Annotated in this window: 25 protein-coding genes; 16 read left to right on the top strand and 9 right to left on the bottom strand. The window is 67.8% G+C overall.

The features are described from left to right. From E8D38_RS13575 to E8D38_RS13550, 6 genes are all read left to right on the top strand, one after another. Nucleotides 1–1342, top strand: a 1342-nt coding sequence (locus tag E8D38_RS13575) for a type VI secretion system Vgr family protein (RefSeq protein WP_140631247.1), incomplete at its 5' end; no start/stop codon positions are given. 6 nt (nt 1343–1348) lie between these two features. Next, nucleotides 1349–4081, top strand: coding sequence for a hypothetical protein (locus tag E8D38_RS13570; RefSeq protein WP_140631244.1), 2733 nt, complete (start codon nt 1349–1351; stop codon nt 4079–4081). Then, on the top strand, nt 4081–5229 hold the full coding sequence (locus tag E8D38_RS13565) for a T6SS immunity protein Tli4 family protein (RefSeq protein WP_140631241.1): 1149 nt from the start codon (nt 4081–4083) through the stop codon (nt 5227–5229). Before E8D38_RS13570 ends, E8D38_RS13565 begins: the two co-directional genes overlap by 1 nt. Nucleotides 5230–5365: 136 nt before the next feature. Next, a complete protein-coding gene (locus tag E8D38_RS13560; protein ID WP_140631238.1) occupies nt 5366–6397 on the top strand; it encodes a T6SS immunity protein Tli4 family protein in 1032 nt (343 codons plus the stop codon). 51 nt (nt 6398–6448) lie between these two features. Further along, the gene (locus E8D38_RS13555; protein WP_140631236.1) at nt 6449–6973 is read left to right on the top strand and encodes a DUF3304 domain-containing protein; all 525 of its coding nucleotides are present in this window, start codon (nt 6449–6451) and stop codon (nt 6971–6973) included. A 75-nt stretch (nt 6974–7048) separates the two neighbouring features. Then, nucleotides 7049–8677, top strand: coding sequence for a protein kinase domain-containing protein (locus E8D38_RS13550; RefSeq protein WP_140631232.1), 1629 nt, complete (start codon nt 7049–7051; stop codon nt 8675–8677). A 29-nt stretch (nt 8678–8706) separates the two neighbouring features. On the opposite strand, the gene lipA is transcribed toward E8D38_RS13550, so the two are convergent. Next, nucleotides 8707–9699, bottom strand: coding sequence for a lipoyl synthase (lipA, locus tag E8D38_RS13545; RefSeq protein WP_140631226.1), 993 nt, complete (start codon nt 9697–9699; stop codon nt 8707–8709). Between the two features lie 62 nt (nt 9700–9761). After that, nucleotides 9762–10448: a lipoyl(octanoyl) transferase LipB gene (gene lipB, locus E8D38_RS13540; RefSeq protein WP_425462771.1), complete on the bottom strand. Its 687-nt coding sequence runs from the start codon at nt 10446–10448 to the stop codon at nt 9762–9764. Between the two features lie 170 nt (nt 10449–10618). Here lipB and E8D38_RS13535 point away from each other — a divergent pair, with 170 nt between their 5' ends. From E8D38_RS13535 to E8D38_RS13500, 8 genes are all read left to right on the top strand, one after another. Beyond that, entirely contained in the window at nt 10619–12157 is a 1539-nt protein-coding gene (locus E8D38_RS13535; RefSeq protein WP_140631220.1) for a DUF4331 domain-containing protein, read from the top strand. Nucleotides 12158–12170: 13 nt separating this feature from the next. Further along, nucleotides 12171–12440, top strand: a complete 270-nt coding sequence (locus E8D38_RS13530) for a hypothetical protein (RefSeq protein WP_140631216.1) — start codon at nt 12171–12173, stop codon at nt 12438–12440. 56 nt (nt 12441–12496) lie between these two features. Next, nucleotides 12497–13705 carry a tetratricopeptide repeat protein gene (locus E8D38_RS13525; RefSeq protein ID WP_140631212.1) on the top strand — a complete coding sequence of 403 codons (1209 nt, stop codon included), beginning with the start codon at nt 12497–12499 and terminating at the stop codon, nt 13703–13705. Between the two features lie 534 nt (nt 13706–14239). Continuing rightward, entirely contained in the window at nt 14240–14866 is a 627-nt protein-coding gene (locus E8D38_RS28975; RefSeq protein ID WP_246099475.1) for a HupE/UreJ family protein, read from the top strand. Between the two features lie 194 nt (nt 14867–15060). Continuing rightward, nucleotides 15061–15654, top strand: a complete 594-nt coding sequence (locus tag E8D38_RS13515) for a malonic semialdehyde reductase (RefSeq protein WP_140631209.1) — start codon at nt 15061–15063, stop codon at nt 15652–15654. 11 nt (nt 15655–15665) lie between these two features. Further along, nucleotides 15666–15977, top strand: coding sequence for a 4a-hydroxytetrahydrobiopterin dehydratase (locus tag E8D38_RS13510; RefSeq protein WP_140631204.1), 312 nt, complete (start codon nt 15666–15668; stop codon nt 15975–15977). A 36-nt stretch (nt 15978–16013) separates the two neighbouring features. Next, nucleotides 16014–17207: an amino acid aminotransferase gene (locus E8D38_RS13505; protein ID WP_140631200.1), complete on the top strand. Its 1194-nt coding sequence runs from the start codon at nt 16014–16016 to the stop codon at nt 17205–17207. A gap of 30 nt (nt 17208–17237) precedes the next feature. Further along, nucleotides 17238–18038: a hypothetical protein gene (locus tag E8D38_RS13500; RefSeq protein WP_140631195.1), complete on the top strand. Its 801-nt coding sequence runs from the start codon at nt 17238–17240 to the stop codon at nt 18036–18038. A 34-nt stretch (nt 18039–18072) separates the two neighbouring features. Here E8D38_RS13500 and E8D38_RS13495 read toward each other — a convergent pair whose 3' ends face one another. From E8D38_RS13495 to E8D38_RS13465, 7 genes are read right to left on the bottom strand one after another with little or no spacing between them, the layout of a single operon-like run. Further along, on the bottom strand, nt 18073–18351 hold the full coding sequence (locus E8D38_RS13495; protein WP_140631191.1) for a YbeD family protein: 279 nt from the start codon (nt 18349–18351) through the stop codon (nt 18073–18075). Continuing rightward, complete coding sequence (locus E8D38_RS13490) at nt 18348–19262, bottom strand: D-amino acid aminotransferase (protein WP_425462770.1); 915 nt, start codon at nt 19260–19262, stop codon at nt 18348–18350. Before E8D38_RS13490 ends, E8D38_RS13495 begins: the two co-directional genes overlap by 4 nt. 46 nt (nt 19263–19308) lie before the next feature. Further along, on the bottom strand, nt 19309–20451 hold the full coding sequence (locus tag E8D38_RS13485) for a D-alanyl-D-alanine carboxypeptidase family protein (protein ID WP_140631188.1): 1143 nt from the start codon (nt 20449–20451) through the stop codon (nt 19309–19311). Nucleotides 20452–20509: 58 nt separating this feature from the next. Then, nucleotides 20510–21133 carry an alpha/beta hydrolase gene (locus E8D38_RS13480; protein ID WP_140631184.1) on the bottom strand — a complete coding sequence of 208 codons (624 nt, stop codon included), beginning with the start codon at nt 21131–21133 and terminating at the stop codon, nt 20510–20512. Between the two features lie 17 nt (nt 21134–21150). Beyond that, the gene (locus E8D38_RS13475) at nt 21151–21474 is read right to left on the bottom strand and encodes a (2Fe-2S) ferredoxin domain-containing protein (RefSeq protein WP_140631179.1); all 324 of its coding nucleotides are present in this window, start codon (nt 21472–21474) and stop codon (nt 21151–21153) included. A gap of 10 nt (nt 21475–21484) precedes the next feature. Continuing rightward, nucleotides 21485–22588, bottom strand: a complete 1104-nt coding sequence (locus E8D38_RS13470) for a VanZ family protein (protein ID WP_140631172.1) — start codon at nt 22586–22588, stop codon at nt 21485–21487. A gap of 24 nt (nt 22589–22612) precedes the next feature. Beyond that, nucleotides 22613–23041, bottom strand: coding sequence for a CopD family protein (locus E8D38_RS13465; RefSeq protein ID WP_140631163.1), 429 nt, complete (start codon nt 23039–23041; stop codon nt 22613–22615). Nucleotides 23042–23342: 301 nt separating this feature from the next. Here E8D38_RS13465 and hemB point away from each other — a divergent pair, with 301 nt between their 5' ends. Then, nucleotides 23343–24365 carry a porphobilinogen synthase gene (gene hemB / locus E8D38_RS13460; protein WP_140631157.1) on the top strand — a complete coding sequence of 341 codons (1023 nt, stop codon included), beginning with the start codon at nt 23343–23345 and terminating at the stop codon, nt 24363–24365. Then, nucleotides 24365–25456, top strand: coding sequence for a magnesium transporter CorA family protein (locus E8D38_RS13455; RefSeq protein ID WP_140631150.1), 1092 nt, complete (start codon nt 24365–24367; stop codon nt 25454–25456). Before hemB ends, E8D38_RS13455 begins: the two co-directional genes overlap by 1 nt. Nucleotide 25457: the final 1 nt, after the last annotated feature.

Genomic DNA, 25457 nt, shown 5'->3' with positions numbered 1-25457 from the left:
CCAGCTCGCCTTCGACGACAGCGATGCGCAGCTGCGCGTGCAGTTGAAGACCACCCAGCACGAAACCCAGCTCAACCTGGGCCACCTGGTGCACCAGGCCGACAACCACCGCGGCAGCTTCCGGGGCGTGGGCTTCGAGTTGCGCACCGACGCCTGGGGGGCGGTGCGTGCCGGCGGCGGGGTGCTGATCTCCAGCTACGGCATCGCGCCCGGCGAGCCCAGCGGGGACAACGCGGCGGCGCTGGCGCTGGCGCAGCAGGCGCAAAGCCTGGCCGAGGCCTTCAGCCGCGCGGCCGGCACCCACCAGACGGTGCGCGAGCACACCGCGCCGCTGAAGCAGCAGCACACCGCCTTGCGCCACCAGGAGCCGGCCGGCGACAGCCAGGTGCCGCACAGCGGCGAGCCGATCATCGCCATCGCGGCCAAGGCCGGGCTGGCCGTGGCCGCGGGGCAGGACCTGCAGTTCAGCAACGGGCAGGTGCTGCACCTGGGGGCCGGGCAGGACACCAGCCTGGCCAGCGGCGGCGCGCTGCGGGTGCACACCGGCCAGGCCATCGCGATGCTGGGCGGGGCGGTGAAGGCCGGCAGCAGCGGGGCCGCCGGCAGCGGGCTCAGCTTCGTGGCCGCCCAGGGCGACCTCACGCTGCAGGCCCAGGCCGATGCGATGGAGCTGGCGGCGCAAAAGGCTCTGAACCTGCAGAGCGCGAGCACCAAGGTCGACGTGGCCAGCCCGAAGAAGATCACCCTGGCCACCACCGGCGGGGCTTCCATCACGCTGGACAACGGCAGCCTCACGGTGCAGTGCCCGGGGAAGATCACTGTCAAGGCGGCGACGAAGAGCATGGTGGGGGCGGGGAGCGTGAGCTATGCCTTGCCTGCGATGCCCAAGGCGCCCTTCGAGTTCAAGCCCTTCAAGCTCGATCTTCGATTGACCGACACGCCGGGACCGCACGGCGCCCCGCTGGGCCATGCCGCATGGGAGATCGTGCTGCTTGGCGGCGGCCAAGACTACGAGCGCACGGTGATGTCCGGTGAAACTGATCCCGAGGGCCGCATCCTGCTGAACGATGCACAGCAGGACGAGCTTGCAAAGCTCTACTCCGCCCGCCCGAACGACGTATGGATCAGCACGGCCGGAGACCTCCGCCCGCTGAGCGTGAGCCTGGAGCGAGACTGGTGGACCGTGGAGCACAAGGCCGCGCAGGCCATGGCCGCACTGGATTACAGCGATGACGCTCCCAACGGCCTTGGCAGCGACAGACCGGCGGCAGAAGCTTCCCTGGCAAAGCGCGATCACTCGAAGGCGCCGACCGCGCTGTGGGACGAACTCAAGAAGCTCTGAGCAGTCATGGCCAAAGACACTTCATTCGACTACGAACCCCACCAGGGCGTCAGTCACGCTGTCGCCAAGGCGGATGGATCCACAACCTACCCCAGCGTCTCGGCGCGTTGGGCAGGCGCCCGAAAACAGCAACTGGACACATCGGCCTTCGCGCCGGAACGCTTGGGCAACAAGGTGCGAACCTTCAGCACCGGCGTGGCGTACTTCAATGACGTATGCGCAGCGTTGAAAGCCGCAAAGAAGAGCATCTTCATCGCCGGTTGGCAGATCAACTGGGACGTCGAACTTATCAAGGGCACCCGGCTGATCGATGCGCTGAAGGCGGCGCTCGATCGCAACCCTGCACTGCGCATTTATGTGATGCCTTGGATGTCGCCCAAGGTCGGCGTGAACACCGGCGATCTCGGCACGATGCTCGCGATCTTCCAGCTCAATGCCGGCCGCAATGGCACGCCCGCGCTGTGCTGCCCAGCCGGCCTGCAGAACGACTACGAGGGCGTCGAAGAGACCTTCTTCAGCCACCACCAGAAACTCGTGGTCGTGGACAACGAGATCGCCTACGTAGGCGGGCTCGATCTCGCATACGGCCGGCGGGACGACGGCGCGTTTTCGCTGGGCCACAACGGCCGCTCGGGATGCGAGATTTACAACACCGGCGTGCCGGCCCAAGGCCCTGAGCTCAGGCCGGAACAGGCAGCTGACTACGTGACAGAGTCAGACCTGCTGAAAGTCTCCCTGACCGCAGGTGTCCTCAACACTGCGGCGCAAAAACAGGACAACTTCCAGCGTGCCGTAGACCGGTCGGTCGTCGGGCGAACCAAGGGCCGTATCGTCGAGTGGTGGAAGAGCAGTTCGATTGAACTGCCTGACTTCCTTCGAGAGCCGCTTGAAGGCTTGGAAGCTGACGTGCAAAAGCGCTGGAACGCAATGCAGGACAACGCGGCCGACAAGCTGATCCGGAAAGTGGACGCGGGCGCTGTCAGCGAGAGCGACATCACGACCGCCGTTGCGTATGTCGGCGAATTCATGAAGGCAAGCTACGTCGCCCTGCTGCGCACCGCTTGGCTGCAGAAGAAGCCCTATGCCGAGCTGTTCAAGCCGACGGCACACGCGCTGCCAGCCGGAGGTCGCCTGTATCGGGCAGATCAGCCGCGCATGCCTTGGCAAGACGTGCACTGCCGAATCGAAGGTCCGTCGGTGTACGACTTGTCAATGAACTTCATCCGCCGCTGGAACAGCCTCCAGAAGGCCTACCTGCCGACCACCCTTGTATCTCGGGTGTCGGTGGACCCTGCCTTGGTGCCAAAGGAACCAACCGAGAACCAGCAAGGCGGCTGCAGTGTTCGCGTGCTGCGCAGCGCGTCGCTAGCCCTGCAGCAACAGGAGAAAGCCGCAATGGCGTCTCTGCCGGCTGTGACCGGCAAGCAGGACGAGATCCACGACATGATGTGCGCGGTGATCGACAAGGCCGAGCGCTTCATCTACATCGAGAACCAGTTCTTCCAGAGTGGGTTCGGCAAGCCGAGCATCAAGCCGACCGACGAAGGCGCCCGCTCGGGGCCGATGCGCTACATGCTGGCCAACGCAGGCACGCGCATCAAGGCCGCGATGACGCGCATCAGCGCGGACAACACCAACACCCTGCCGAAGAATCAGATCGCCGAGCGGTTGGCAGCACGCATCGAGCACGCCATCCGCTGGGATCAGCCGTTCCACGTGTACATGGTTCTGCCGGTGCATCCTGAAGGCAGCTTGGGCGACATCGCGATCGTGGGACAGGTCCACTGGACGATGCAGAGCTTGGTGTACGCCAGCGAGAGTCTGGTGAATCGGATCAGGATTGCGATGGCAGCTAGAAAACTGTGCGCAAAGCCGAGGGACCAACGGCTATGGGATGCGGCAAAGGCCCTCACCAAAGGTGTCGATCCCGCGACCGGAAAACCTGACTATGAGAGTGTCAAGCGAGAGGCAACTCGCCAATACCTCACCTTGTTGAACCTTCGGACATGTGAGACGCTGGCAGGCAGAGTCCGCACGGAGCAGATCTATGTGCACAGCAAACTGCTGATCGCTGACGATCGGCTAGCGATCCTCGGTAGCGCCAATATCAACGATCGCAGCCTCAAGGGGGATCGGGACTCTGAACTCGCGGTCTGCCTCATGGACACCAATACCATGGATGCACCGCTCGACGGAAAGAAGCGAGTCACGGTTCGACGCGCTGCCCACGAACTCCGTGTCAGCCTGTGGAAGAAGCACTTCGGCGAAATGGCGACCGGGGGAGTTGTGATCCCCGCCGCTGAACTCATGGCTCTGCTAGACAAGCCCGCCGACCCGGACACGTGGCGAGCTATCCAGAGGATTGCGGACGCGAACCTGCAGGCGTATGCGAAGGCCTTTCCGTTCGTCCCTCAGCCTGAAAAATCCATCTGGCCCGTGTGGCCCGTTGGGGAGAAGGAACAAACCCGCACGGGAATCAGAGCCAAAGGGCCGGCGTACGAAGCGCAGATGCCTTTCTCCGAGGGTTTCTGGGCGCCGGACGGAGGGGCCTCGTCGGCACCCGCCGGCATCAGCGGCTTCATCTGCTCGTTGCCAATGACCTGGACGTCCGGTGAAAACAACCACCCCGACATGAACATGGCACTGTTGACACACATCGACCGACCTGATTCTCGGCCGACAACGCTTGCTGCAAGCGGTGAACGCAACGTCTCGATTGACGACGCGAAGGCGGTCTGATGATCGGTCGACTGGCGCATGCATCTCTGAGCCTCCTCTTCGTCTGCGCTGCACTTGCAGCTTGCGCAGAGGAGACTCCTCCCACCATCGGCATAGGCACCACCAAGTGGAGCGATGCCTGTCTCGGGCTTCACGCGTTCAAACTGCCCCACGGGGTTGTAGCCGCTGCATATGAGCCCCGGTTCTTGCAGCCGGGGTACGGTTTTGCCGGCTTGTTCGGTCTGATGGGAGGCGTCTCGCTCGGCAGCGCGGATCTGATCGAAACCACCATCACAGACTTGAATACGTTCAGCAGATCCGTACGGGCGCAAGCGTTCGGCCAGCATAGCGAGACTCGTCTCCTGGGTTTGGACAAGAGCGGCAAGGTCCGTCGCGACTACCGCATGACTGCCGGCAGCCAGGAACTCAACATCAAGTACCCGAACAGTTTCGCTTGGCGGCATCTCGACACCTACTCGTCTGGCGCGTGGATAGAAGCTGACCACCGCGCCCGAATCATCAAGGGCAAGCTGACGCAGCCCAATGCCGACAAGGACAGCGCGAGCCGCGAAGTTCAAGCGCTCTGGTCGAGTTATCGCACTAGACACGCCTCCGATGTGCCGGCGGAGCGCGGTCTTTGCACGGCGCATGGCTTTGTCGCGGAAGTGGCGAATCAGCGCGCCGCAGCCTTTTCGGCTTATGTGTCCTACCGAGACGAGTCCCAGCCGGCGCTGATCTACACCATCTCGATCGCCCCCGGCTTGGTGGGCAGTCAGGAGAAGCTCGAAGACCAGCCCCAACCCTGGAGAGAAACACCTGAGGAAGCCAAGCAGCGGCAGGAGCAAAGCAAGCGCAAGGGCGAGTGGCTGTCGATCGGCCCGGGCGCTCTTGTCGAGAAGTACCTCGAACCCGAATACCTCACCGTCGCAGGCCAACGTGCACGCCTGAGCGGTGTGAAGTTCAGGCCCTCGATGGACCAGTACGACTACGAAGTGCAGATAGAAACGCTGGGCGATCCATCCGATCCGAAGAAGCCGCGCATCATCGTGATGGCACAGGGTTTAAAGGCCAAGTACTACACCGGCCTGCAAGGTCAGCCGCCAGCGCCTCCGCTGGAGCAAGTGCTGCCAACGCTCAAAGCCATCGCTCAGTCGATGCGGGTGCGCTAGCAGCATCCAAGGGATGCTGAAGCGCATTCATCTCTCGTTGCTGATACGAGCTGGGCGCCTGCGAAGGATCTTGGGATGCGCACCGCACTCCGGATCTGGAAGCATTCGCCGTTCGACTCGACACCCCCATCGCTTCATGCCGCTTCTTCTGGACCGCCGTGCCGTGCTGAACCGCCTGCTGGCCGCGGCTGCGGCGCCTGCAATCTCAAATTGCAGGCCAACCAACGAGCAAATCAACGCAAGCTTGAAACGGTTCGAAGGCATGAATATCCACGGCACCGGCCGTCACCAGATCAATCTGCCCAAGGGCTTCAGCCTCGGCATCGAGCCTGTTGTCGAACTCACCTACGGCCTCAACTCGAACTTCGAAGTCGTCGAAGTCACGTTGATGAAGGAAGGCGTGGACCTCACCGAATTCAAGCAGCGGGTCCAGCTGCGAGCAGTGGAAATCGGCAAGAAGACCCATGACAAGCTGTCTGTTTCGATGTTGATCAACGACCAGTGGCTGTCTGAGCGCGCGCGATTCCTGCATGCCTATGACAACAGCACGTTGACCAATGCCTTCAAGTCCGAAGTCCATGTGTTGGTGGATGATTTGCACATCCGTGTGTCAGCCGAAACGCACAAGCCCACGGACAACCATGTCGAAGAACGCCTCAAGCGCATTGCCCTCCAGCAACTGCGCAAGGCGCCCGACGCGGCCACCGCCGGGCGAGGGTTATGCGTGGGTCCCTTGCTCGTGACCGCCGAGCAAGACCAGGAGATCGGCACCTTCCACTTCAAGGACCCGGCCTATCCCGACCTCCTGCTCGAGATCTCCGTCAACGCCATCGCAAACCAGGACGAGACGCTGCTGCAGCGCTGGGACTCCAAGCAGCACCTGCTCAAGCAGATCGGCGGCAAGGACGAGATCGTGCGGCGCGGCAAGCGGCGCATTGCTGACATGGACGGTGAAGAGCTGCTCACCAAGGGGCTGGAAGACGATCTCGGCAGCCTGCAGTTCGGCGTGGAAAGCGTGCGCCGCGACGGCAGCTTCGCCAAGCCGATCCTCTCCGTCAGGTTGACCACCAGCCTGCGAGACGAGAAGTCGTCATGGTCGACACGCGAAGCGGTGCCGGTGTGGGACGCCGTGGTGGACTCGGTCCGCCTGCGCTCGGGGTCGGTATGACGTGCGCATCCACGTCAGGGTTGTGTCTTTCGACAAAAGCCGCGTAGCAGCTTGATCAACAGGCTTCAAACCGGCTCGATCTGGCTGCTGGGACTTGCCGCCGCGGCCTGCAGCCCGCCTTCGCAGGAGCCTGCCGCTACACCCCAGGCTCGCTCGTTCCATCTCACGCTGCACGGCTACAACTACACCGATACGGAAATCGGCAGCTTCGAGGTCGACGGGCAGGGCGGCGGAAATGTTGCGGTGAGCACGCCGACAGGCGGCGGAGGAAAGTCCACATGCTGCATCACCCTCCACACGCCGCTCGTTCACCCGCGCCCCGTGACGATCAAGTGGTCAAGAGACAGCGACACATGGTGCGAACAAGAGGTGTTGATACGGCCGCCTGTACCGGCCAGGCCCGAGTACTTTGAAGTGCACTTCTATCGCGACGGCCATGTTGAAGTCGCGATCACCGAAGACGGCTCGCCGCCCCGGCTCAAGCTGGACAGGGTCCATGGCAACAGCCGGCATCCCGACCCCGCGACGAACGTCAACAACGACAACGCGCTCTCGAGATGCCGGCTCGGCTACTGACGCACAGCCGTCCCAAACCTGCTGCTCCCCACCCCCAATTGACGCCCCCTCCCCGGCAAGCGCACGCTTGCCTGCATGCCGTTCCCTGAACGCCTGGGCAAGTACCTCATCCGCGGTGAGCTGGGCCGCGGGGCGATGGGTGTCGTCTACGAGGGGTTCGACCCGCTGATCGAGCGCACGGTCGCGGTCAAGGTGCTCCACGTCGGCCCCGGCCAGGCGGCACTGGCCGCAGAGTTGCGGCAGCGCTTCAGGCGCGAGGCGCAGGCGGCGGGCCGGCTCAGCCATCCGAACATCGTGGCGGTCTACGACTACGGCGAGATCGCCGAGTCGTCCGGCGCCTACATCGCCATGGAGCTGGTGCAAGGCCGCGACCTCCGGCAGCTGTTCGACGCCGGCACGCGGTTCTCGCTGCGCGACACCGGCCAGCTCATGGGTCAACTGCTCGCGGCCCTGCAGCATGCGCACGAACGCGGGGTAGTGCATCGCGACATCAAGCCCGGCAACATCATCGTGCTGGGCGATGGCACGGTGAAGGTGGCCGACTTCGGCATCGCCAGGCTCGACACGTCGGAGCTCACCCAGACCGGTTCGGTGCTCGGCACCATGTCGCACATGTCGCCCGAGCAACTGCGCGGCGAGCCGGTGGACGGCCGCAGCGACCTGTATTCCTGCGGCGTGATCCTGTACCAGCTGCTCACCGGCGAGCGGCCGTTCAACGGCTCGCCGGCAATGGCCATGCAGCAGGTGCTGCACGAGGAGCCGCCCGCGCCTTCGAGCAAGGTGCCCGGCCTGCCCGCCGGCCTCGACGCGGTGGTACGCCAGGCGATGGCCAAGTCGCCTCGGCAACGCCATGCCGACGCGGCGTCGTTCGCCGCAGCCCTGCGCCACGCGCTCGAACCGGCCACGGACCCGGAGGTCACGCTGGCGGCCCCGATGGCCCCTACCGCGGGCGCCACCCGCAGGGCCCGCCTGACCCGGCTCGCGCTGGCAGGCGCGCTGGGCCTGGCCGCCGCCGCAGCGGTCGGGGTGGCCCTGTGGCCGCAGGCGCCGTCACCCGGGGGCGAACCGGAATGCGCCGTGGAGGCCCGGCGCGGCGACGCGCACTGCCAGGTGGTGATGGGCCTGGCCTACCGCTTCGGCAAGGCCGGCGTGCAAAAAGACGAAGCGCAGGCCCTGGACTGGCTGCGCAAGGCCGCCGACCAGGGCGACCGCGCCGGCCAGTACGAGTTGGGCCTCATGCTCCTGCAGGGGCCAGGCGGCACGCCGGCCGATGCCCGTCAGGCGGCACGCTGGTTCCGCAAGTCGGCCGATCAGGGCGAGCCGCGGGCGCAGAACCGCATGGGCCTGGCGCATGAGAACGGCGAAGGCGTGGAGCGCAGCGACGCCCGGGCCGCAGAGTGGTACCGCAAGGCGGCCGACCAGGGCTTCGCCTCGTCGCTCAACAACCTGGGCCGCTTGTACCTGCATGGCCGCGGCGTGCCCAAGGACACCGCCCGGGCGGCCGAGCTGCTGGAGCGGGCGGCCGAAAAGGGCGAGGGCAACGCGCGCTACCACCTCGGCTGGATGTACGAGAAGGGCGAAGGCCGGCCGCGTGACGAGCGCCAGGCCGCGCGCCTGTACCGGCAGGCCCTGGCGACGAGTTCGATCAGCAACCGCAACCGCGAGGCCGCGAAGGCCTTCCTGGCGGCCAATCCTTCGCTGTAGGGCCGCCGGGGAAGCGAGCGGCCCCAAGGCTAGACCGCCCCGCCCACCCCCGCCTCATGCGCCTGCTGGTCGGCGTGGTAGCTGCTGCGCACCATCGCGCCCACGGCGGCGTGGGTGAAGCCCATCTTGTAGGCCTCGGTCTCGAACATCTTGAAGGTGTCCGGGTGCACATAGCGGCGCACCGGCAGGTGGTGCCCGCTGGGCGCGAGGTACTGCCCGATGGTGAGCATGTCGATGTCGTGCGCGCGCATGTCGCGCATGACCTGCAGGATCTCTTCGTCGGTTTCGCCCAGGCCGACCATGAGGCCGCTCTTGGTCGGCACGCCGGGGGCGAATTCCTTGAAACGCTTGAGCAGGTTCAGGCTGAACTGGTAGTCGGAGCCGGGGCGCGCTTCCTTGTAGAGGCGCGGCACGGTTTCGAGGTTGTGGTTCATCACGTCGGGCGGCGCCGCCTTCAGGATGTCGAGCGCGCGGTCCATGCGGCCGCGGAAGTCGGGCGTGAGGATCTCGATGCGCGTGTCGGGGCTCGCCGCGCGCGTCTGCCTGATGCATTCGACGAAATGGGCCGCGCCGCCGTCGCGCAGGTCGTCGCGGTCGACGCTGGTGATCACCACGTACTTGAGCCTGAGCGCGGCAATGGTCTTGGCCAGGTTGGCCGGCTCGTCGGCGTCCAGCGGGTCGGGGCGGCCGTGGCCTACGTCGCAGAAGGGGCAGCGGCGGGTGCACTTGTCGCCCATGATCATGAAGGTGGCCGTGCCCTTGCCGAAGCATTCGCCGATGTTCGGGCAGCTCGCCTCTTCGCACACCGTGTGCAGCTTGTGCTCGCGCAGGATGTTCTTGATCTCGTAGAAGCGCGTCGTCGGCGAGCCCGCCTTCACGCGGATCCATTCGGGCTTCTTGAGCGTTTCGGCGGCCACCACCTTGATGGGGATGCGCGCCGTCTTGGCCTGGGCCTTCTGCTTGGCGGTGGCGTCGTAGGCGGCGGCGCTCTGGGCTTCGTGGACGATGTTTTCGGTGGGCACTTGCTGCTGCTCCGGTGAGGCCGCGAAAAGCAGGGCCCCTTGCTGGTGGCGGGCGGCGCGGCTCAAGGACTCAGGTACGAGGCCAGCCGGTCGCCCAATTGACGGGCCGCGCTCGGCCAGTCGGTAGAAACCCGAAGTGTAGCCAAGTCAACCGTCTGCAGCCCTACGTAGCCGCACGGATGGATCCTGCCGAAGGGCTTGAGGTCCATGTCCACGTTGAGTGCCACGCCGTGGTAGGTGCGGTGCTGGCTGACCTTCACCCCCAGCGCGGCGATCTTGCCCAGCCCGCGGAACGGATCGCGCGGGTCGGCCGGACCGGCCAACGCCGCATGCGAGAAGGGGTCGTCCAGCCTGACGTAGATGCCGGGCGCCCCCGCCACCCGGTGGCCTGTCACGCCGTAGGACTCCAGCGTCTTGATGACCGCCTGCTCGATGCGGAACACGTATTCCTTCACATAGATGTGCAGCCGCCGCAGGTCGACGAGCGGGTAGGCCACCACCTGCCCCGGGCCGTGGTAGGTGACCTGGCCGCCGCGGTTGGTCTGCACCACCGGCACGCCCTGCGCGTCGATCACGTGCTCGGCCTTGCCGGCCACGCCCTGGGTGTAGACGGGCGGGTGTTCGCACAGCCAGATCTCGTCGGGCGTGTGCTCGTCGCGCGCTTCGGTGAAGGCGCGCATCGCGTCGACGGTGGGCGCGTAGTCCACGCGGCCGAGGGTGCGGACGATCGGGGCGGTCATGCGCGGCATTGTCGGCGAGGCCTGCCCGTACGCAGGCCGGGCCGGATCGGATGCAGGGGGAGCTAGGGGGCCGGCCCCGCATCCGAAGCCAGGGGCAGGGCGTACAGCCCGCTTGTGCACACCGGCGGCGAGCCGGCCCGCACACCCCGCTCCCTCGTCTTCACACAGGAGAGATCCGCATGAAAGCCCCACGCCCCGGCCTCGGCACCTTGTGCGCCCTGGCCCTTGCCCTGGCCAGCCCGCTGGCCGGCGCCTCCAGCCACCGCGAGGCGCCCTTCATCACCACCGCGCCCAAGGTGGACGGCACCGACTTCTACATGTTCCGCAGCTACGAGCCGGGCCGCGCCGACTACGTGACGCTGATCGCCAACTACCAGCCGCTGCAGGACGCCTACGGCGGCCCGAACTACTTCTCGATGGACCCGAACGCGCTGTACGAGATCCACATCGACAACAACGGCGACGCGCGCGAGGACCTCACCTTCCAGTTCCGCTTCAGGAACACGCTGGCCAACAACGGCCGGGGCGTCCAGCTGCCCATCGGCAACCAGATGACGGCCATCCCGCTGGTGCAGGCCGGCACCGTGGCCAACGTGAAGGACGCCAACCTCAACCTGGCCGAAACCTACAGCGTCACCTTGAAGCGCGGCGACCGGCGTACGGGTCAGACCCATCCGGTGACCAATGCGGCCAACGGCAGCGCCAGCTTCGACAAGCCGGTGGACTACATCGGCCGCAAGACGATCGCCAACTATGCCGACTACGCAGGCAAGCACATCTACAACGTCAACATCCCCGGCTGCGCCGCTCCCGGCAAGCTGTTCGTGGGCCAGCGAGCCGATGCGTTCGCGGTGAACCTGGGCACCATCTTCGACTTGGTGAACGCGCCGGTGGCGGTGATCACCGACCCGGCCCTCATCGGCGCGGTGCCCAACACCATCGACGGCAAGAACGTCACCACGCTCGCGCTCGAGGTGCACAAGGACTGCCTCACCGCCGGCACCGAGCCGGTGATCGGCGGCTGGACCACCGCCAGCCTGCGCCAGGCCCGCCTGCTCGACGGCACGCCCCCGGCCGGCCACCAGACCACCGAGCGGGTGGGCGGCGCCTGGACGCAGGTGTCGCGCCTGGGCATGCCGCTGGTCAACGAGGTGGTGATCGGCCTGCGCGACAAGGACCGCTTCAACGGCGCCAGGCCCAGGGACGACGGCCAGTTCGCCGGCTACGTCACCCACCCGTCGCTGCCGGGCCTGCTGGAGATCGCGCTTGGCCTGCCCAACACCGCGCCCACCAACTTCCCGCGCAACGACCTGGTGACCACCTTCCTCACCGGCATCGCCGGCGTCAACCAGCCGAAGAACGTGGTGCCCTCCGAGATGCTGCGGCTGAACACCGCCATCGCGCCGGTGCCCTTCGCGCAGCAGAACCGGCTGGGCATCGTGGGCAACCTGCTGGCCGGCGGCAACGACAACGCGGGCTTCCCGAACGGCCGCCGGCCGAAGGACGACATCGTCGACATCTCCCTGGTCGCAGTGATGGGCGGGCTGTGCGTGGCCAACGGCAACAACAACGCTCTGGGCTTCGGCAGCGCCTGCAACCCGGGGGCGGTGCCGCTGGGCAGCACCGCCTTCAAGCTGCACGACGCGGTGGACCAGGCGGTGGTGCCGCTGCTGCCAGGGTTCCCCTACCTCAACACGCCCACGCCGGGCAGCAAGTGAGGAGGCCGCGATCATGAAGCTGAGACTTTCGTCTTTGCGCCTGGCATGGGCGCTGGCGAGCGGCACGGCGGTCGTTGCGCTCTCCGGCTGCGGGGGCGGTGGATCGACCGACGCACCACCGGCACTGAGCGACAGCGTGCCTGAGTCGGCCTCGGCCAGCTGGGCGGCCTACACCCAGTACACGGCATCGCTCGCACCCGACGACGGCAAGGAGCCGCTGAAGCTCGACAAGGTGGCCCCAGCGCCCCCGGCCACCGACACAGACGAGCCGATGGACCTTTGAGGCCGACACGGGGCCTGCGTCGCGAAGCCGCGGGCCCCTCGACAGAGGAAATCGCCATGCATCTGCATCGCCGCCGCATGGGCCGGCTGGCCTGTGCCTTGTTCGCTGCCGTGCTGTGGTGCGGCACGGGCGCCGCCGCGCCCTACACGCCGGCCACCGACGACGAGCTGGTCGAGACCCTGCGCCAGCGCCCGCTCGACGCCGGGGAGCGCTGGCGCCGCGAACTGCGCGCCCAGGCGCGCCGCCAGCCCCGGCACCTGCCGGCCGCGCTGCAGCTGGCCCGCGCTGCCATCGACCGGGCCCGGCGCGACGGCGACCCGCGTGAGCTCGGCCAGGCGCAGGCAGCGCTGGCACCGTGGTGGTCATTGCCCGAGCCGCCGCCCGCCGTGCGGCTGCTGCGTGCCACCGTGCTGCAGAGCCGGCATGACTTTGCCGCCGCGCTGGCCGACCTGGACCATCTGCTCGCCTCGAAGGGCACGCCGCTCGAGCTGCAGGCCCAGGCCGAGCTCACCCGTGCGGCCGTGCTGCAGGTGCAGGGCCGCTACCCGCAGGCCACCGCCGGCTGCGAGCGGCTGCTGCAGCCGCGCTACCAGGCCCTCGGCGCAGCAGCCGAGCTGCCGGCGCGGGTGTGCCTGGCCGAGCTGGCCAGCCTGCGCGACGACGCCACCGAGGCCCGCTCGACGCTGCAACGCCTGGCCGTTCGAGCCGCGCCACAACAGGCCGGCTGGCTGGCCCTGGTGCGCGCCGAGCTGGCCGAACGCATGGGCGACCCGCGAGAGGCCGAAACGCTGTACCGGCAGGCGCTCGAACAGGCAGGCGATGAGGCCGACGTGTACACGCTGGCCGCCTGCGCCGACTGGCTGCTGGACCACGGGCGCGCCCGCGACGCCGCTTCGCTGCTGAAAGGCCGCGAGCAGGCCGATGCCCTGCTGCTGCGGCTGGCTCAAGCCTGGAAGCAGCTCCACGACCCGCGCGCGGCCGGCGCATCCACCGCGTTGCAGCAGCGCTTCGCCGCCACACGCGTGCGTGGCGACACGCCCCACCTGCGCGAGGAAGCCCAGGCCGCCTTGCGGCTGCAGGGCCATGCGGCGCTCGCGCTGCAGCTCGCACTCGACAACTGGGCACAGCAGAAGGAGCCGGCCGACGCGCGCCTGCTGGCTGAAGCGGCCTTCGCCGCAGGGCAGCCGGCGGCCGCGGCGCCGCTGCGCGAGTTCATGCGCAGCACCGGCTACCGCGACGCGCGCCTGGCGAGGTGGCTGCCATGAGGGGCGCTTCCTCAGCCGGCCGGCTGCGCCGCATGCTCGCCGGGCTGTGCCTGGCGCTCTGCGCCGCGGCGGGGCAGGCGCACAAGGCCAGCGACAGCTACCTCACGCTGGCCGCCTCGGGCAGCGACGGTGAGTACACCCTGCGCTGGGACATCGCCTTGCGCGACCTCGACCGCGAACTGGCGCTCGACGCCGACACCGACGGCCGCCTCAGCTGGGGCGAGGTGCGCCGCCGCTGGGCCGACATCGAGCAGTTCGCCTGGGCCGCGCTGCAGCTGCCGGACTGCACACCGGTTGCGGCGGCGCCTGCATCGGCGCCCGCGCTCGACACCCACAGCGACGGCCGCTACGCAGTGCTGTCGCGCAAGCTGGCCTGCGCGGCAGGCACCGGCCCGAGGCAGGTGGACTACCGCCTGTTCGCGGACAGCGACGCGACACACCGCGGCATCCTGCGGGTCGCCATCGAAGGCGCGGAGCAGACGCTGGCGCTGGCGCCCGGCGCCGGCCCGCGCGAGCTGGCGCCTGCGGCCGGCCATGCGTCGCTGCGCACGCTGGACGAATTCATCGGCCAGGGCTCTGCTGCACATCGCCATCGGCGCCGACCATGTGCTGTTCCTGCTGTCGCTCCTCGTGGTGGCGGTGCTGGTGCGCGAGCCGCGGGCCTGGGCGCCGGCGCCCGGCCTGAAGCCGGTGCTGCGAGACGTGCTGCGCGTGGTCACCGCCTTCACCGTGGCGCACTCGGTGACGCTGGCGCTGGCGGTGCTGGACGTGTGGAACCCGTCCTCGCGCTGGGTCGAATCGCTCATCGCGGCGAGCGTGCTGCTGGCCGCGCTCAACAACCTGCGGCCGGTCGTGTTCCGCGGCCGCTGGGCCCTGACCTTCGCCTTCGGCCTGGTGCACGGCTTCGGCTTCGCCAGCGCGCTGAAGGATGTGGGCCTGGGCAGCGGCTCTCTCTTCTGGCCCCTCTTCGGATTCAACCTCGGCGTGGAACTCGGGCAGCTGCTCATCGTGGCCGTGTTCATGCCGCTGGCCTGGGCTCTGCGTGCCACCGCCTTCTACCGGCGTGCCGTGGTCGCCGGCGGCTCGCTGGCGATCGCGCTGCTGTCGCTGCTGTGGCTGGCCGAGCGCCTGTTCGACCTGGAGCTGCTGGGGTTCGTCTGAGCGTCCAGTGGCATACGCCCCGGCGCAGGAGCCTGCGCCGATGGCCGGATCGGCGCACCGATTGGGCACCACGGCAGAGCGCGGCACAGGTTTCCTGCACCGAATGCACGAAACGCGCGCCAAGTCGCTGGAAAGTTGCAAGCCCTAACTCCTACAGTCTTGACGCAACGCAAACCTTCCACGAATCCCTTCGCATGAGTTCTGTTCCCCTTGCCGACACCGCGCTCGACCAGCTGTTCCTGCAGGCTCGCACATTCAACACCTGGCAGGACAAGCCGGTGCCCACCGCGCTGCTGCAGCGCCTGTACCAGCTGATGAGCATGGGTCCGACCTCGGCCAACTGCTGCCCCGCGCGCATCGTGTTTGTGGCGAGCGCGCAGGAAAAGGAGCGGCTGCTGCCGGCGCTCGACGAAGGCAACCGCGACAAGACGCGCAACGCGCCGGTCACCGCCGTGATCGGCTACGACCTGGCTTTCGCGCAGCGGCTGCCGCAGCTCTTTCCGCATGCTCCCGATGCGAAGACCTGGTTCGCCGATCCAGAGGTGGCCCGCAACACGGCCTTCCGCAACGGCAGCCTGCAAGGCGGCTATTTCATCCTGGCCGCAAGGGCGCTGGGGCTGGACTGCGGCCCGATGTCCGGCTTCGACGCCGCCAAGGTGGACGCGCTCTGCTTCGCCGGCACTTCGGTGAAGACCAACTTCATCTGCAACCTGGGCTACGGCGATGCCCGGGGCCTGTTCCCGCGCAGCCCGCGCCTGCCCTTCGACGCGGCCTGCCGCCTGGTGTGAAGGAGCCGCCGATGACCGTGTCCGTCACCCCGCTGAATGCGGAACAACGCAGCCAGCTGCTCGCGCAGCTGCCGGGCTGGAACCTGCACCCGTCGCGTGATGCGATCTGCAGGAACTTCAGCTTCGCCGACTTCAGCGCCGCCTGGGGTTTCATGAACCGCGTGGCGCTCGAAGCCGAGCGCATGAACCACCACCCCGAGTGGAGCAACGTGTGGAACCGCGTCGAGGTCGTGCTCACCACGCACGACGCAGGCGGCCTGTCGATGCTCGACGTTCGGCTGGCCGGCCACATCGACCGCCTGGCCGCGGCCTGCCAGTCCTGACCGCATCCGGCCACCCACCCCCCGCAGTACGACACCATGTTCCAGCACGTTCCCGCATTCCCCGGCGATCCGATCCTGAGCCTCAACGAGGACTTCCAGCAGGACCCGCGCGCCGGCAAGGTCAACCTCGGCATCGGCATCTACTTCGACGACGCCGGCCGCCTGCCCGTGATGGCCGCCGTGCGCGAGGCCGAGGAGGGCCTCGCCCGAGACATCGGCCCGCGTCCCTACCTGCCGATGGAAGGCGCCGCCGCCTACCGCGCGGCAGTGCAGCAGCTGGTCTTCGGCAGCCGCAGCGAAGCCGTGCGCACCGGCCGCATCGCCACGCTGCAGACTCCCGGCGGCTCAGGCGCCCTGCGCGTGGGCAGCGACTTCCTGAAGACCTACTTCGGCACCTCGCAGGTGTGGATCAGCGACCCGAGCTGGGACAACCACCGCGCCATCTTCGAAGGCTCCGGCTTCAAGGTGAAGGCCTACCCCTACTACGACGCGGCCACCGGCGGCGTGCGCTTCGACGAGATGCTCGGCGCCATCGGGGCACTGCCCGCGCGCAGCATCGTGCTGCTGCACGCCTGCTGCCACAACCCCACCGGCGTGGACCTCACCCGCGCACAGTGGGCCGAGCTGGTGGCGGTGCTGCAGGAGCGTCAGCTCGTGCCCTTCCTGGACATGGCCTACCAGGGCTTCGGCGACGGGCTCGAAGAAGACGCCTTCGCGATCCGCGCGATGGCCGCCGCGGGCCTGCGCTTCTTCGTGGCCAACTCGTTCTCGAAGAACTTCTCGCTCTATGGCGAACGCTGCGGCGCACTCAGCGTGGTCTGCGCCGACGAAGCCGAGGCGCAGCGCGTGCTGGGGCAGCTCAAGTCGGCCGTGCGGCGCAACTACTCGAACCCGCCGACCTATGGCGCCCGCGTGGTGGCCGCGGTGCTGAACACGCCGGCGCTGCGCGAGCGTTGGCAAGAGGAACTGCAAGCCATGCGTGCGCGCATCCACGCGATGCGGGGGCAGTTGCGCGCCGGCCTGGAATCCCGGCTGCCGGGGCGCGACTTCAGCTGCTTCACGCGACAGCGCGGCATGTTCAGCTACACCGGGCTGGCGCCGCAGCAGGTCCAGCGCCTGCGCGAATCGCATGGCGTGTACCTGGTGGGCTCCGGGCGCATGTGTGTCGCGGGCCTGAGCGTGCGCAATATCGAGGTCGTGGCCGATGCCATGGCCGATGTGCTGGCCTAGGACCTCGGTCCAGCGCCATCGGAGCCTCACGTGACACAGGCATCGATCACCATCGCCGGTACCGAGGCCCTGCGCGGGCCCAGGCCGCCCTGGACGAGCCGGCATGACCTCGCCAAGCTGCCCTATCGCTTCGAGGACCGCATCGCCTGGAAATCGCTGCATGCGCGGCAGATGAGGATGCTGGAGCGCTGGGGCTGCAGCGACTACATGAAGGGCATGTGGGTGCTGGGCATCCACAGCGAGGACTTCCCCGACCTCACCCAGCTCAGCGCGCGCCTGCAGGCGGCCACGTCGTGGGAGCTGGTGGCGCAGCACGAGCCGCTCGACCCGCTGAAGTACTTCTCGTACCTGGCGCGTCGCAGGTTCCCGGTGCGCTCGACCGTCGCAGGCGGCGGGCTCGCGCCGGGCAGCCGCAGCACCGGCACCGACCTCTTCCATCACCTCTTCGGCCACGTGCCGATGCTCGCCCAGCCGGTGTTTGCCGACTACCTGCAGATGCTGGGTCAGGCCGCCTGCGCGGCCGGCGTCGCGGCACTGCCGCTGTACCTGCAGCACTACGAGCGCACCGCCGACCGGGGCCTCATCCGCACGCCCCGCGGGCTGCACATGTACGGCGCCAGCCTGGTGTGCGACGCGACCGGCGAACTCTCAGGCCAGGCCAGCGGCTTCTTCACGCATGACGGCGCCCGCATCGGGCTCGAGGACTGCTGCACGATCGACTCGTTCGAGCAGCTCATCACCACGCTGCCCCGCACGGCGCCGGCCGTCGTCGACGCCCCGATGGCGGCACCGGCGGCAGGCAGGCGGCGCCTGCGGCGCAGCCTGCGCTAGGCGGAGCCCGGTGCGGACGAAGGGACGCGTACGGTCAGAGGACGACCTTCACCATCGGGTGCGTGGTCAGCGTGCGGTACAGCTCGTCGAGCTGCTCGCGGCTGGTCGCGGTGATGGTGATGGTGACGCCGAGATAGTTGTTGCCCTTGCTCGGGCGCACCTCAACGCTGGCCGCGTCGAAGCCCGGGTCGAACTGCTGCGCGACCCGGGTGACCGCCTCGACGAACCCTTCGACGTTGGCGCCCATCACCTTGATGGGGAACTGCGACGGGTACTCGATGAGCGACTTCTCGGGAGGAATGTAGGAATTCATATCGACTGCTCTGCCTTGGCACGCTGGTAGGCCGCGTACAACCGGGCATAGATGGGGCCGGGTTTGCCTTTTCCAGCCCCATGGCCCACCAGGTCGCCGTCGAGCGTGGTCACCGCGAGCACCTCCTTGGTGGCGGAGCTCAGCAGCACCTCGTCGGCGGCGAGCAGCTCGGTTTCGGTGATCGGGCGCAGGTTGAAGGCAATGCCCTCCTCCTCGCACAGCTCCTCGAGCAGCTCCACGCGGATGCCTTCAAGCACATGCTCGCTCTTGGGCGGCCCGAGCAGCGCGCCTTCGTGCACGATCCAGACGTTGGACGAGGACGCCTCGGTGAGGTAGTTGATGCCGTTGGCGCCCGCTCGCAGCATGATGGTTTCGGCAGCCCCGCGGTCGGCCGAGATCTGCCGCGCCAGCACGTTGCCCAGCAGCGAGGTGGTCTTGATGTCGCAGCGCTCCCAGCGGAAGTCGCGCGCCGTCACGCAGGCCACGCCCTGGTGGCGCTGCTCGGCCGACACCGGCTTCATCGCGTTGGTCATCGCAAAGACGGTGGGCTCCAGGTCCTTGGGCATCACGTGGTCGCGCAGGGCGATGCCGCGCGTCACCTGCAGGTAGACCATCTGGTCGTCGGCGCCGGAACCTTCGGCGTGGCGCACCACCAGCTCGCGCAGCACGGCCAGCCATTCGCCGCGGGTGTGCGGGTTGGGCATGCGCAGCTTCTCGAGGCTGCGGTCCAGGCGCGCCATGTGCTCGTTGAAGCGGAACAGCCGCCGGCCGTACACCGGCACCACTTCGTAGACGCCGTCACCGAAGATGAAACCGCGGTCGAGCACCGACACGCGCGCCTCGCGCAGCGGGGTGTATTCGCCGTTGAGGTAGCACAGGCTGTCGGGCACGGAGGCGGGCATGCTTTGCATGGCCCGCAGCGTACTCCTGTCGACTTGCGTCGTCATGCCCTCGTGACTACTTGATCCAAAGGCGCAGGGCGTCCCACATGCGGCCGAAGAACCCGGCCTGCTCCACCGGCTCCAGCACGACCAGCGGCAGCTCGGCCACGGTGGCCGTGCCGGAGGTGACCTTGATCGTGCCCACCCGCTGGCCCTTGGCCAGTGGTGCCACGAGCGGGTCGGTGCGCTGCACTTCGGTCTTGAGCTTGTTGCCTTCGCCGCGCGGCACCGTCACCAGCAGTCCTCCGGAGGCGCCCAGCTTGGCCAGCTTGGACGCGCCCTTCCAGACCTCGGGCGTCACGATCGGCTGGCCGTCGCCGAACAGTTTCACAGTGTCGAAGGCGCTGAAGCCCCAGTTCAGGAGCTTCTGGCTTTCGTTGGCGCGGGCTTCCGTCGAGGCAGCGCCCAGCACCACCGTGACCAGCCGGCGCGGGCCGTTGGGGAAGTCGCGCTTGGCGGTGGCGATGAGGCAGTAGCCGGCCGCATCGGTGTAGCCGGTCTTCAGGCCGTCGACCGTCGGGTCGCGGTAGAGCAGCAGGTTGCGGTTGGGCTGCTTGATCTTGTTGTAGGTGAAGTCCTTCATCGCGTAGTAGTGCACGTCCTGCGGGAAGTCCTGCAGCAGGCGCGTGGCGATGACACCCAGCTCGCGGGCGGTGCTGGTGTGGCCGGGCGCGGTGAGTCCTTCCGGGTTCTTGAAGGCGGTGGACTTGAGGCCGAAGGCCTGGGCCTGGCGGTTCATCATGTCGACGAAGGTCTCGACCGACCCGCCCACGGCTTCGGCCAGGGCTACCGTGGCGTCGTTGCCGCTCTGGACGATCATCCCCTTGATGAGGTCCTCGACCTTCACGCGGGTGTTGACGTTGATGAAGGTGCGCGATGCGCCGGTCATGCCGGTGCGCCAGGCACGCTCGGACACGGGCAGTTCCTGGTCGATCGCGAGCTTCTTGTCCTTGAGCGCCTGGAACACCAGGTAGGCGGTCATCAGCTTGGTGAGCGATGCCGGCTCGGTGGGCACGTCGGCGTCCTTGGCGGCCAGCACCTGGTTGCTGGTGGCGTCGAACAGCAGGTACGAACGCGCGGCGATCTCGGGCGGTTGCAGCGCCTGGGCTTGCGCGGCGCCGAAGGCCAAGGCCAGTAGCAGGGCGAAGAGTTGTTTCATCAAGACTGTGAGAGCGAGGAGGAAAGGAGCTGGCGGGTTGGTCGGTGGCCCGGAAGGCCTAGCGCCATGCCCGCAGCACGATGTTCTTGAGCACCGTGAGCTGTCCGTGGAAGAAGTGGCCCACGCCCGGCACCACCACCACCGGCAGCGACTGCGGCCGGGCCCAGTCAAGCGAGGCTTGCAGCGGCACCACGTCATCGGCCTCGCCGTGGATCAGCACCGTGTCTTCTGGCACGGGCGGCACGACGAAGTTCCGCGTCGACGGGGCCACCAGAAGAAGCCGCTGCGGTTTGTCGCCTTCGGCCAGGCGGTGCGCCGCGTTGGCCGCGACGTGGCCGCCGAACGAAAACCCGGCCAGCGCGAGCGGCAGGCCCGCGCTGCCTTCGAGGGCGCGCGCGCCGGCCACCGCAGCCAGCGCGTCGTCGACTTCGCCGCGGCCTTCGTCCCAGGCACCCGCCGAGGCGCCGACGCCGCGGTAGTTGAAGCGCAAGGTGCGCCAGCCCAGCTGGAGGCAGGCACGGGCGATGGTCTGCACCACCTTGTTGTCCATCGTGCCGCCGTGTTGCGGGTGGGGGTGGCAGACGACCGCCAGGCCGGTGGGCGGCCCGGCCGGTTCGTCGAGCGCGCATTCGAGAGCGCCGACCGCCCCGGGCAAAGACAGGCGCTGGGTCTGTGAATTCATCGGGGAAGCGTGATGCGTCAGCGGCCGACGTCGGGCGGCAGCAGCAGGCGCTCGACCACGCGGCCGTTCTTCAGGTGGGACTCGACGATCTCGTCGATGTCGGCCTTGTCCACAAAGGTGTACCAGACGGCCTCGGGGTACACGACCGCCACCGGCCCGCCCGCACAGCGGTCGAGGCAGCCGGCCTTGTTGACCCGCACCTTGCCGGGGCCGGCCAGCTTCTCGGCCTTCACACGAGCCTTGCAGTGGTCGAAGCCGCCCTGCGCGTCGTGGTCTGCGCAGGCTGCCTCGCCATCGCGCTTGTTGAGGCAGAAGAAGATGTGGCGCTCGTAGTAGCTCATCCGCGCGATTCTAGGACTCGCGCCGTGCGGCAACCCGCCCCAGCAGATACGCAAGCGCCCCATAGGGCCACAGCCAGCCGACCCATTGCGCCAGCCCGTGGAAGCGGATGAAGCGGCCCTGCTCCCAGGCCTGCAGGCTTTCGGCGAAGTACGGGTCGGCCGGCGCCTGGTTCACCATGGCCAGCAAGGCGGTGATCGCCATCAGGCCGAGCCCGGCCGCACCCCGGCGCGGCAGCCATGCGAGCGGCGCGGCAAGCAGCAGGGCCAGCACGAGGCCGGGCATCACCGGGGTGGTCACCCAGGTGAGCGCATGTTCAGGCCCGAAGTTGAGCGCGGTCGACAAGGTGGTGGCACCAAAGCCCAGCAGCGCCGCCCCCAGCAGCAGGCCCAGCCGGCGCCAGCCTGGGTGCGCCACGCTGTAAGCCACCCACACCGGCGCCAGCAGGCCTAGCGCAATGGCCGCCACCTCACCCCCAGGCGACAGCGGCACCCAGAGCTGCTCGGCCGGCGCCTCGATCCAGCCCTCGAGCGGTGTGTCCAGCAGCCAGCTGGACAGCGCCGCATTGATGCGCGGCAGCACCTGGCCGAGCCCGAGCGGCAGCGATGGCGGAAACAGCAAGCCCACCGGCCACAGCAGCAGCAGTGCCAGTGCCGCACCGCTGCCTCGCGCATGGAACCAGCGCTCGCGCAACGCCTCCCAGCGCTGCACCCAGCCCAGCGCGCGAGCCGTGACCGCCAGCGCCGCGCCGACCAGGGTGCCCGCGGTGTTGAGCCCCAGATCGGCGATGGACGGCACCCGCGCCGGGAGGAGGTTCTGCAGCAACTCCATGGTCCACGAGAGCAATGCGCCCGCGGCCACGGCGACGGCGAACGCACGTGACGGAGAAGCCCCCTCGCGCAACTGCGCCACGCACAGCAGCGCCCCGAGCGGCACATAGGCCACCAGGTTGGCCATCAGGTCGAACAGGGTCCAGTAGGTCGACCACGGCGGCAGCAGCAGCCGTGAGAGCGGCACGGCCGGCAGGCGCCAGCCGGAAAACGGATGCAGGCTCGCATAGACCGTGAGCCCGACCATGGCCGCGGCCAGGAGCCATGCGGAGCTGCGATGCCGCATGAGGGCGGATCCCGTGGGGGCTAGCTAGAAGGGTTTGACCACCACCAGCACCACGATCGCCGCGAACAACAGCACCGAAGTCTCGTTGAAGACCCGGTACCAGCGATCGCTGCGCCGGCTGGCCATCTGCTCGAACTCGCGCAGCAGCTTGCGGCACATGTGGTGGTAGCCCACGGCACCCAGTACCAGCAGCAACTTGGCATGCAGCCAGCCGTTGCCGGAGCCGCGGCCGATGCCAAAGCCCAGCCACAGCCACAGGCCGAACAGCAGGGCCGGGATCATGAGCAGGCTGGTGAAGCGGTAGAGCTTGCGCGCCATCAGCAGCAGCCTTTCGCGCTCGGCATGGCTGTCGTTGGGCACCAGGGCGAGGTTCACGAAGAACCGCGGCAGGTAAAAAAGGCCGGCGAACCAGCTCGCCACGAACACGATGTGAAAGGCTTTGATCCAGAGCATCGGGCGATTATGGCCAGCGGCCGTGCGAAACCGCACACGCCAGGCAGCCGGGCGCCGCGCTTTGGGGCAAAGAAAAAGCCCCGGTCATGGACCGGGGCCGCAAAGCCTTATCGCTGTCATCACGGTAAGGCACCTGCTCAGGGAGGAAAAGCAGGGGATGAAACGCCTTGCGACGTATCATCCGGCGCGAAGTTTAGCAGCGAATGACGGAAATGTGTCCGCGTGGAATCTCGTCCCATTCGTGCCAAATTTGCAGTTTTCTTGAGCTGCCTCAAGGCATTAGCACCTCCGGCTTGAATTCATGAAATCGACTGTGCGCCCGATTTCCGGGTTTCCTTTGCATCGCCCACGCCGCCTGCGCCGTGACGCCTTCACCCGCGCGCTTGTTCGGGAGCATGATCTGTCGCCATCCGACTTTATCTACCCTGTATTCGTGGTAGACGGCGCGGATCAGGTCCAGGACGTGGCTTCCATGCCGGGTGTTCAGCGGCTCAGCCTCGATCGCCTGTTTCCGGTGGCGGAGCAATGCCTGGAACTGGGCGTACCGGTGATGGCACTGTTTCCGGTAATCGCACAGACATTGAAGACACCCGACGGCAGCGAGGCCTGCAACCCGGAAGGCCTGGTACCACGGGTCGTCCGGGCTCTCAAGCAGAGGTTTCCGGAACTCGGACTGCTGACCGACGTTGCGCTCGACCCATTTACCAGCCACGGACAGGACGGGCTGCTGGACGCCACCGGTTACATCCTGAACGACGAGACCGTCGAGGTGCTCGCCCGCCAGGCTCTGGTGCAGGCGGAAGCCGGAGTGGACATCGTGGCGCCGAGTGACATGATGGACGGCCGCGTTGGCGCGATCCGCCAGGCGCTCGAGGAGCGCAAGCTCGTCAACACGCGGATCATGGCCTACAGCGCCAAGTACGCCTCAGCGTTCTATGGTCCCTTCCGCGACGCGGTCGGCTCCGCAGGCAACCTGGGCAAGGCCGACAAGAAGGTCTACCAGATGGACCCGGGCAACAGCGACGAGGCGCTGCGCGAAGTGGCGCTGGACATCGCCGAGGGGGCCGACATGGTGATGGTCAAACCCGGCATGCCCTATCTGGACATCGTGCGCCGCGTGAAGGACGAATTCCGTGTGCCGACCTTCGCCTACCAGGTGAGCGGCGAGTACGCGATGCTCAAGGCTGCCGCCGCCAACGGCTGGCTCGACCACGATGCGGTGATGATGGAGTCGCTGCTGGCGTTCAAGCGCGCCGGCGCCGACGGTGTGCTGACCTATTTCGCGCTCGACGCCGCCCGGCTGCTCAAGAAGGCAGGCCGCTGATGCGCCTGCTGCTGGTCAGCAGCGACGGCGCACGCGTGCTCGACGAGCTGCCGCAAAGCCCGCCGGAGCGTGGCTTCCTGTGGATCGCCAGCGCGCACCAGGAGTTCGAGGCCCAGGTCGGCGAGCTGCAAGGGGCGCTGCAGCGCCTCGCCGGCGGACAGCTGGTCGACCTGCACATCTCCGACCTGCTCAACAACCAGCTGCCCTCCCACTACGACTACACGTCGTGGTACGACATGCTCGTGTTCCGCCGGCTCGCGGCCGCCGCCGATGAACAGGGCGCGCCCGGCAGAGCGAGCCACGCGCTGCCTTCCATCGACACCAGTCCGGTTGGCTTCGCGGTGTTCGACCGGGTGCTGCTGACGGTGCACCCGGCCGACTGCCAGGTGCGAGAGTTCTTTGTCACGCGGCTCCAGCAGATGGCGCAGCAGGTGCCCGAGCTCCAGCGCGCCGATGGGCGGACCGGTACCCGGCTGCCCAGCAGTCCGGCCGATCTGATGCTGCGCATGGTCAACCACATCGTCGACGGCTACCTCGACCTGCGCCGGCTGCTGACGCGCCAGCTGACCTCTCTGCAGAACCAGCTGTTCCAGCCGCGCGGGCACTTCCGCAGCTGGCAGGTGCTGCTGGACTCGCGCAACGCATTGCATTTGCTCGAAGACATCTGCGAAGACCAGCGCAGCGCGGTGCAGGAGTGGATCGACGCGATGGCCGAATGGCCGCCCGAATCGGCGCCCGCCGCTGCGCGTGAACGCGAGTTGCTGCGGGTGCGTTCGCGCGACGTGCTGGAGCACATCGAACGCGTGCTGGGCCACGTGCGCCGGCTGGAGTCGTCGGCGGAGACGGCCGTGCAGATGCATTTCTCGGCGCAAAGCCACCGCGCCGGCGACATCATGCGCACGCTCACCGTGCTCACCGCGATCTTCTTGCCGCTGAACCTGATCACCGGCATCTTCGGCATGAACTTCGACGCGCTGCCGTTGATCCACAGCGCCACCGGCGTATGGATCGCACTCGGCCTCATGCTGGCGGTCGGCGCCGGGCTCGGCATGTTCTTCTGGCGCAAACGCTACCTCGGCACACATCACTGAC

Origin of the sequence: Methylibium rhizosphaerae (assembly GCF_006386545.1) — a bacterium.
GTDB classification, from domain to species: Bacteria; Pseudomonadota; Gammaproteobacteria; order Burkholderiales; family Burkholderiaceae_C; genus Pseudorivibacter; species Pseudorivibacter rhizosphaerae.
Note: the sequence above shows the minus strand (reverse complement) of the source record. Positions and strands in the feature narration are given on the sequence as shown.

Bases quoted from the DNA above. Each gene is read 5' to 3' on its own strand.
- E8D38_RS13570 (WP_140631244.1), top strand. From the start codon at position 1,349: ATGGCCAAAGACACTTCATTCGACTACGAACCCCACCAGGGCGTCAGT.
- E8D38_RS13565 (WP_140631241.1), top strand. From the start codon at position 4,081: ATGATCGGTCGACTGGCGCATGCATCTCTGAGCCTCCTCTTCGTCTGC.
- E8D38_RS13560 (WP_140631238.1), top strand. From the start codon at position 5,366: ATGCCGCTTCTTCTGGACCGCCGTGCCGTGCTGAACCGCCTGCTGGCC.
- E8D38_RS13550 (WP_140631232.1), top strand. From the start codon at position 7,049: ATGCCGTTCCCTGAACGCCTGGGCAAGTACCTCATCCGCGGTGAGCTG.
- lipB (WP_425462771.1), bottom strand. From the start codon at position 10,448: ATGCCGCGCATGACCGCCCCGATCGTCCGCACCCTCGGCCGCGTGGAC.
- E8D38_RS13535 (WP_140631220.1), top strand. From the start codon at position 10,619: ATGAAAGCCCCACGCCCCGGCCTCGGCACCTTGTGCGCCCTGGCCCTT.
- E8D38_RS13530 (WP_140631216.1), top strand. From the start codon at position 12,171: ATGAAGCTGAGACTTTCGTCTTTGCGCCTGGCATGGGCGCTGGCGAGC.
- E8D38_RS13525 (WP_140631212.1), top strand. From the start codon at position 12,497: ATGCATCTGCATCGCCGCCGCATGGGCCGGCTGGCCTGTGCCTTGTTC.
- E8D38_RS28975 (WP_246099475.1), top strand. From the start codon at position 14,240: ATGCGTCGCTGCGCACGCTGGACGAATTCATCGGCCAGGGCTCTGCTG.
- E8D38_RS13515 (WP_140631209.1), top strand. From the start codon at position 15,061: ATGAGTTCTGTTCCCCTTGCCGACACCGCGCTCGACCAGCTGTTCCTG.
- E8D38_RS13510 (WP_140631204.1), top strand. From the start codon at position 15,666: ATGACCGTGTCCGTCACCCCGCTGAATGCGGAACAACGCAGCCAGCTG.
- E8D38_RS13505 (WP_140631200.1), top strand. From the start codon at position 16,014: ATGTTCCAGCACGTTCCCGCATTCCCCGGCGATCCGATCCTGAGCCTC.
- E8D38_RS13495 (WP_140631191.1), bottom strand. From the start codon at position 18,351: ATGAATTCCTACATTCCTCCCGAGAAGTCGCTCATCGAGTACCCGTCG.
- E8D38_RS13490 (WP_425462770.1), bottom strand. From the start codon at position 19,262: ATGCAAAGCATGCCCGCCTCCGTGCCCGACAGCCTGTGCTACCTCAAC.
- E8D38_RS13485 (WP_140631188.1), bottom strand. From the start codon at position 20,451: ATGAAACAACTCTTCGCCCTGCTACTGGCCTTGGCCTTCGGCGCCGCG.
- E8D38_RS13480 (WP_140631184.1), bottom strand. From the start codon at position 21,133: ATGAATTCACAGACCCAGCGCCTGTCTTTGCCCGGGGCGGTCGGCGCT.
- E8D38_RS13475 (WP_140631179.1), bottom strand. From the start codon at position 21,474: ATGAGCTACTACGAGCGCCACATCTTCTTCTGCCTCAACAAGCGCGAT.
- E8D38_RS13470 (WP_140631172.1), bottom strand. From the start codon at position 22,588: ATGCGGCATCGCAGCTCCGCATGGCTCCTGGCCGCGGCCATGGTCGGG.
- E8D38_RS13465 (WP_140631163.1), bottom strand. From the start codon at position 23,041: ATGCTCTGGATCAAAGCCTTTCACATCGTGTTCGTGGCGAGCTGGTTC.
- hemB (WP_140631157.1), top strand. From the start codon at position 23,343: ATGAAATCGACTGTGCGCCCGATTTCCGGGTTTCCTTTGCATCGCCCA.
- E8D38_RS13455 (WP_140631150.1), top strand. From the start codon at position 24,365: ATGCGCCTGCTGCTGGTCAGCAGCGACGGCGCACGCGTGCTCGACGAG.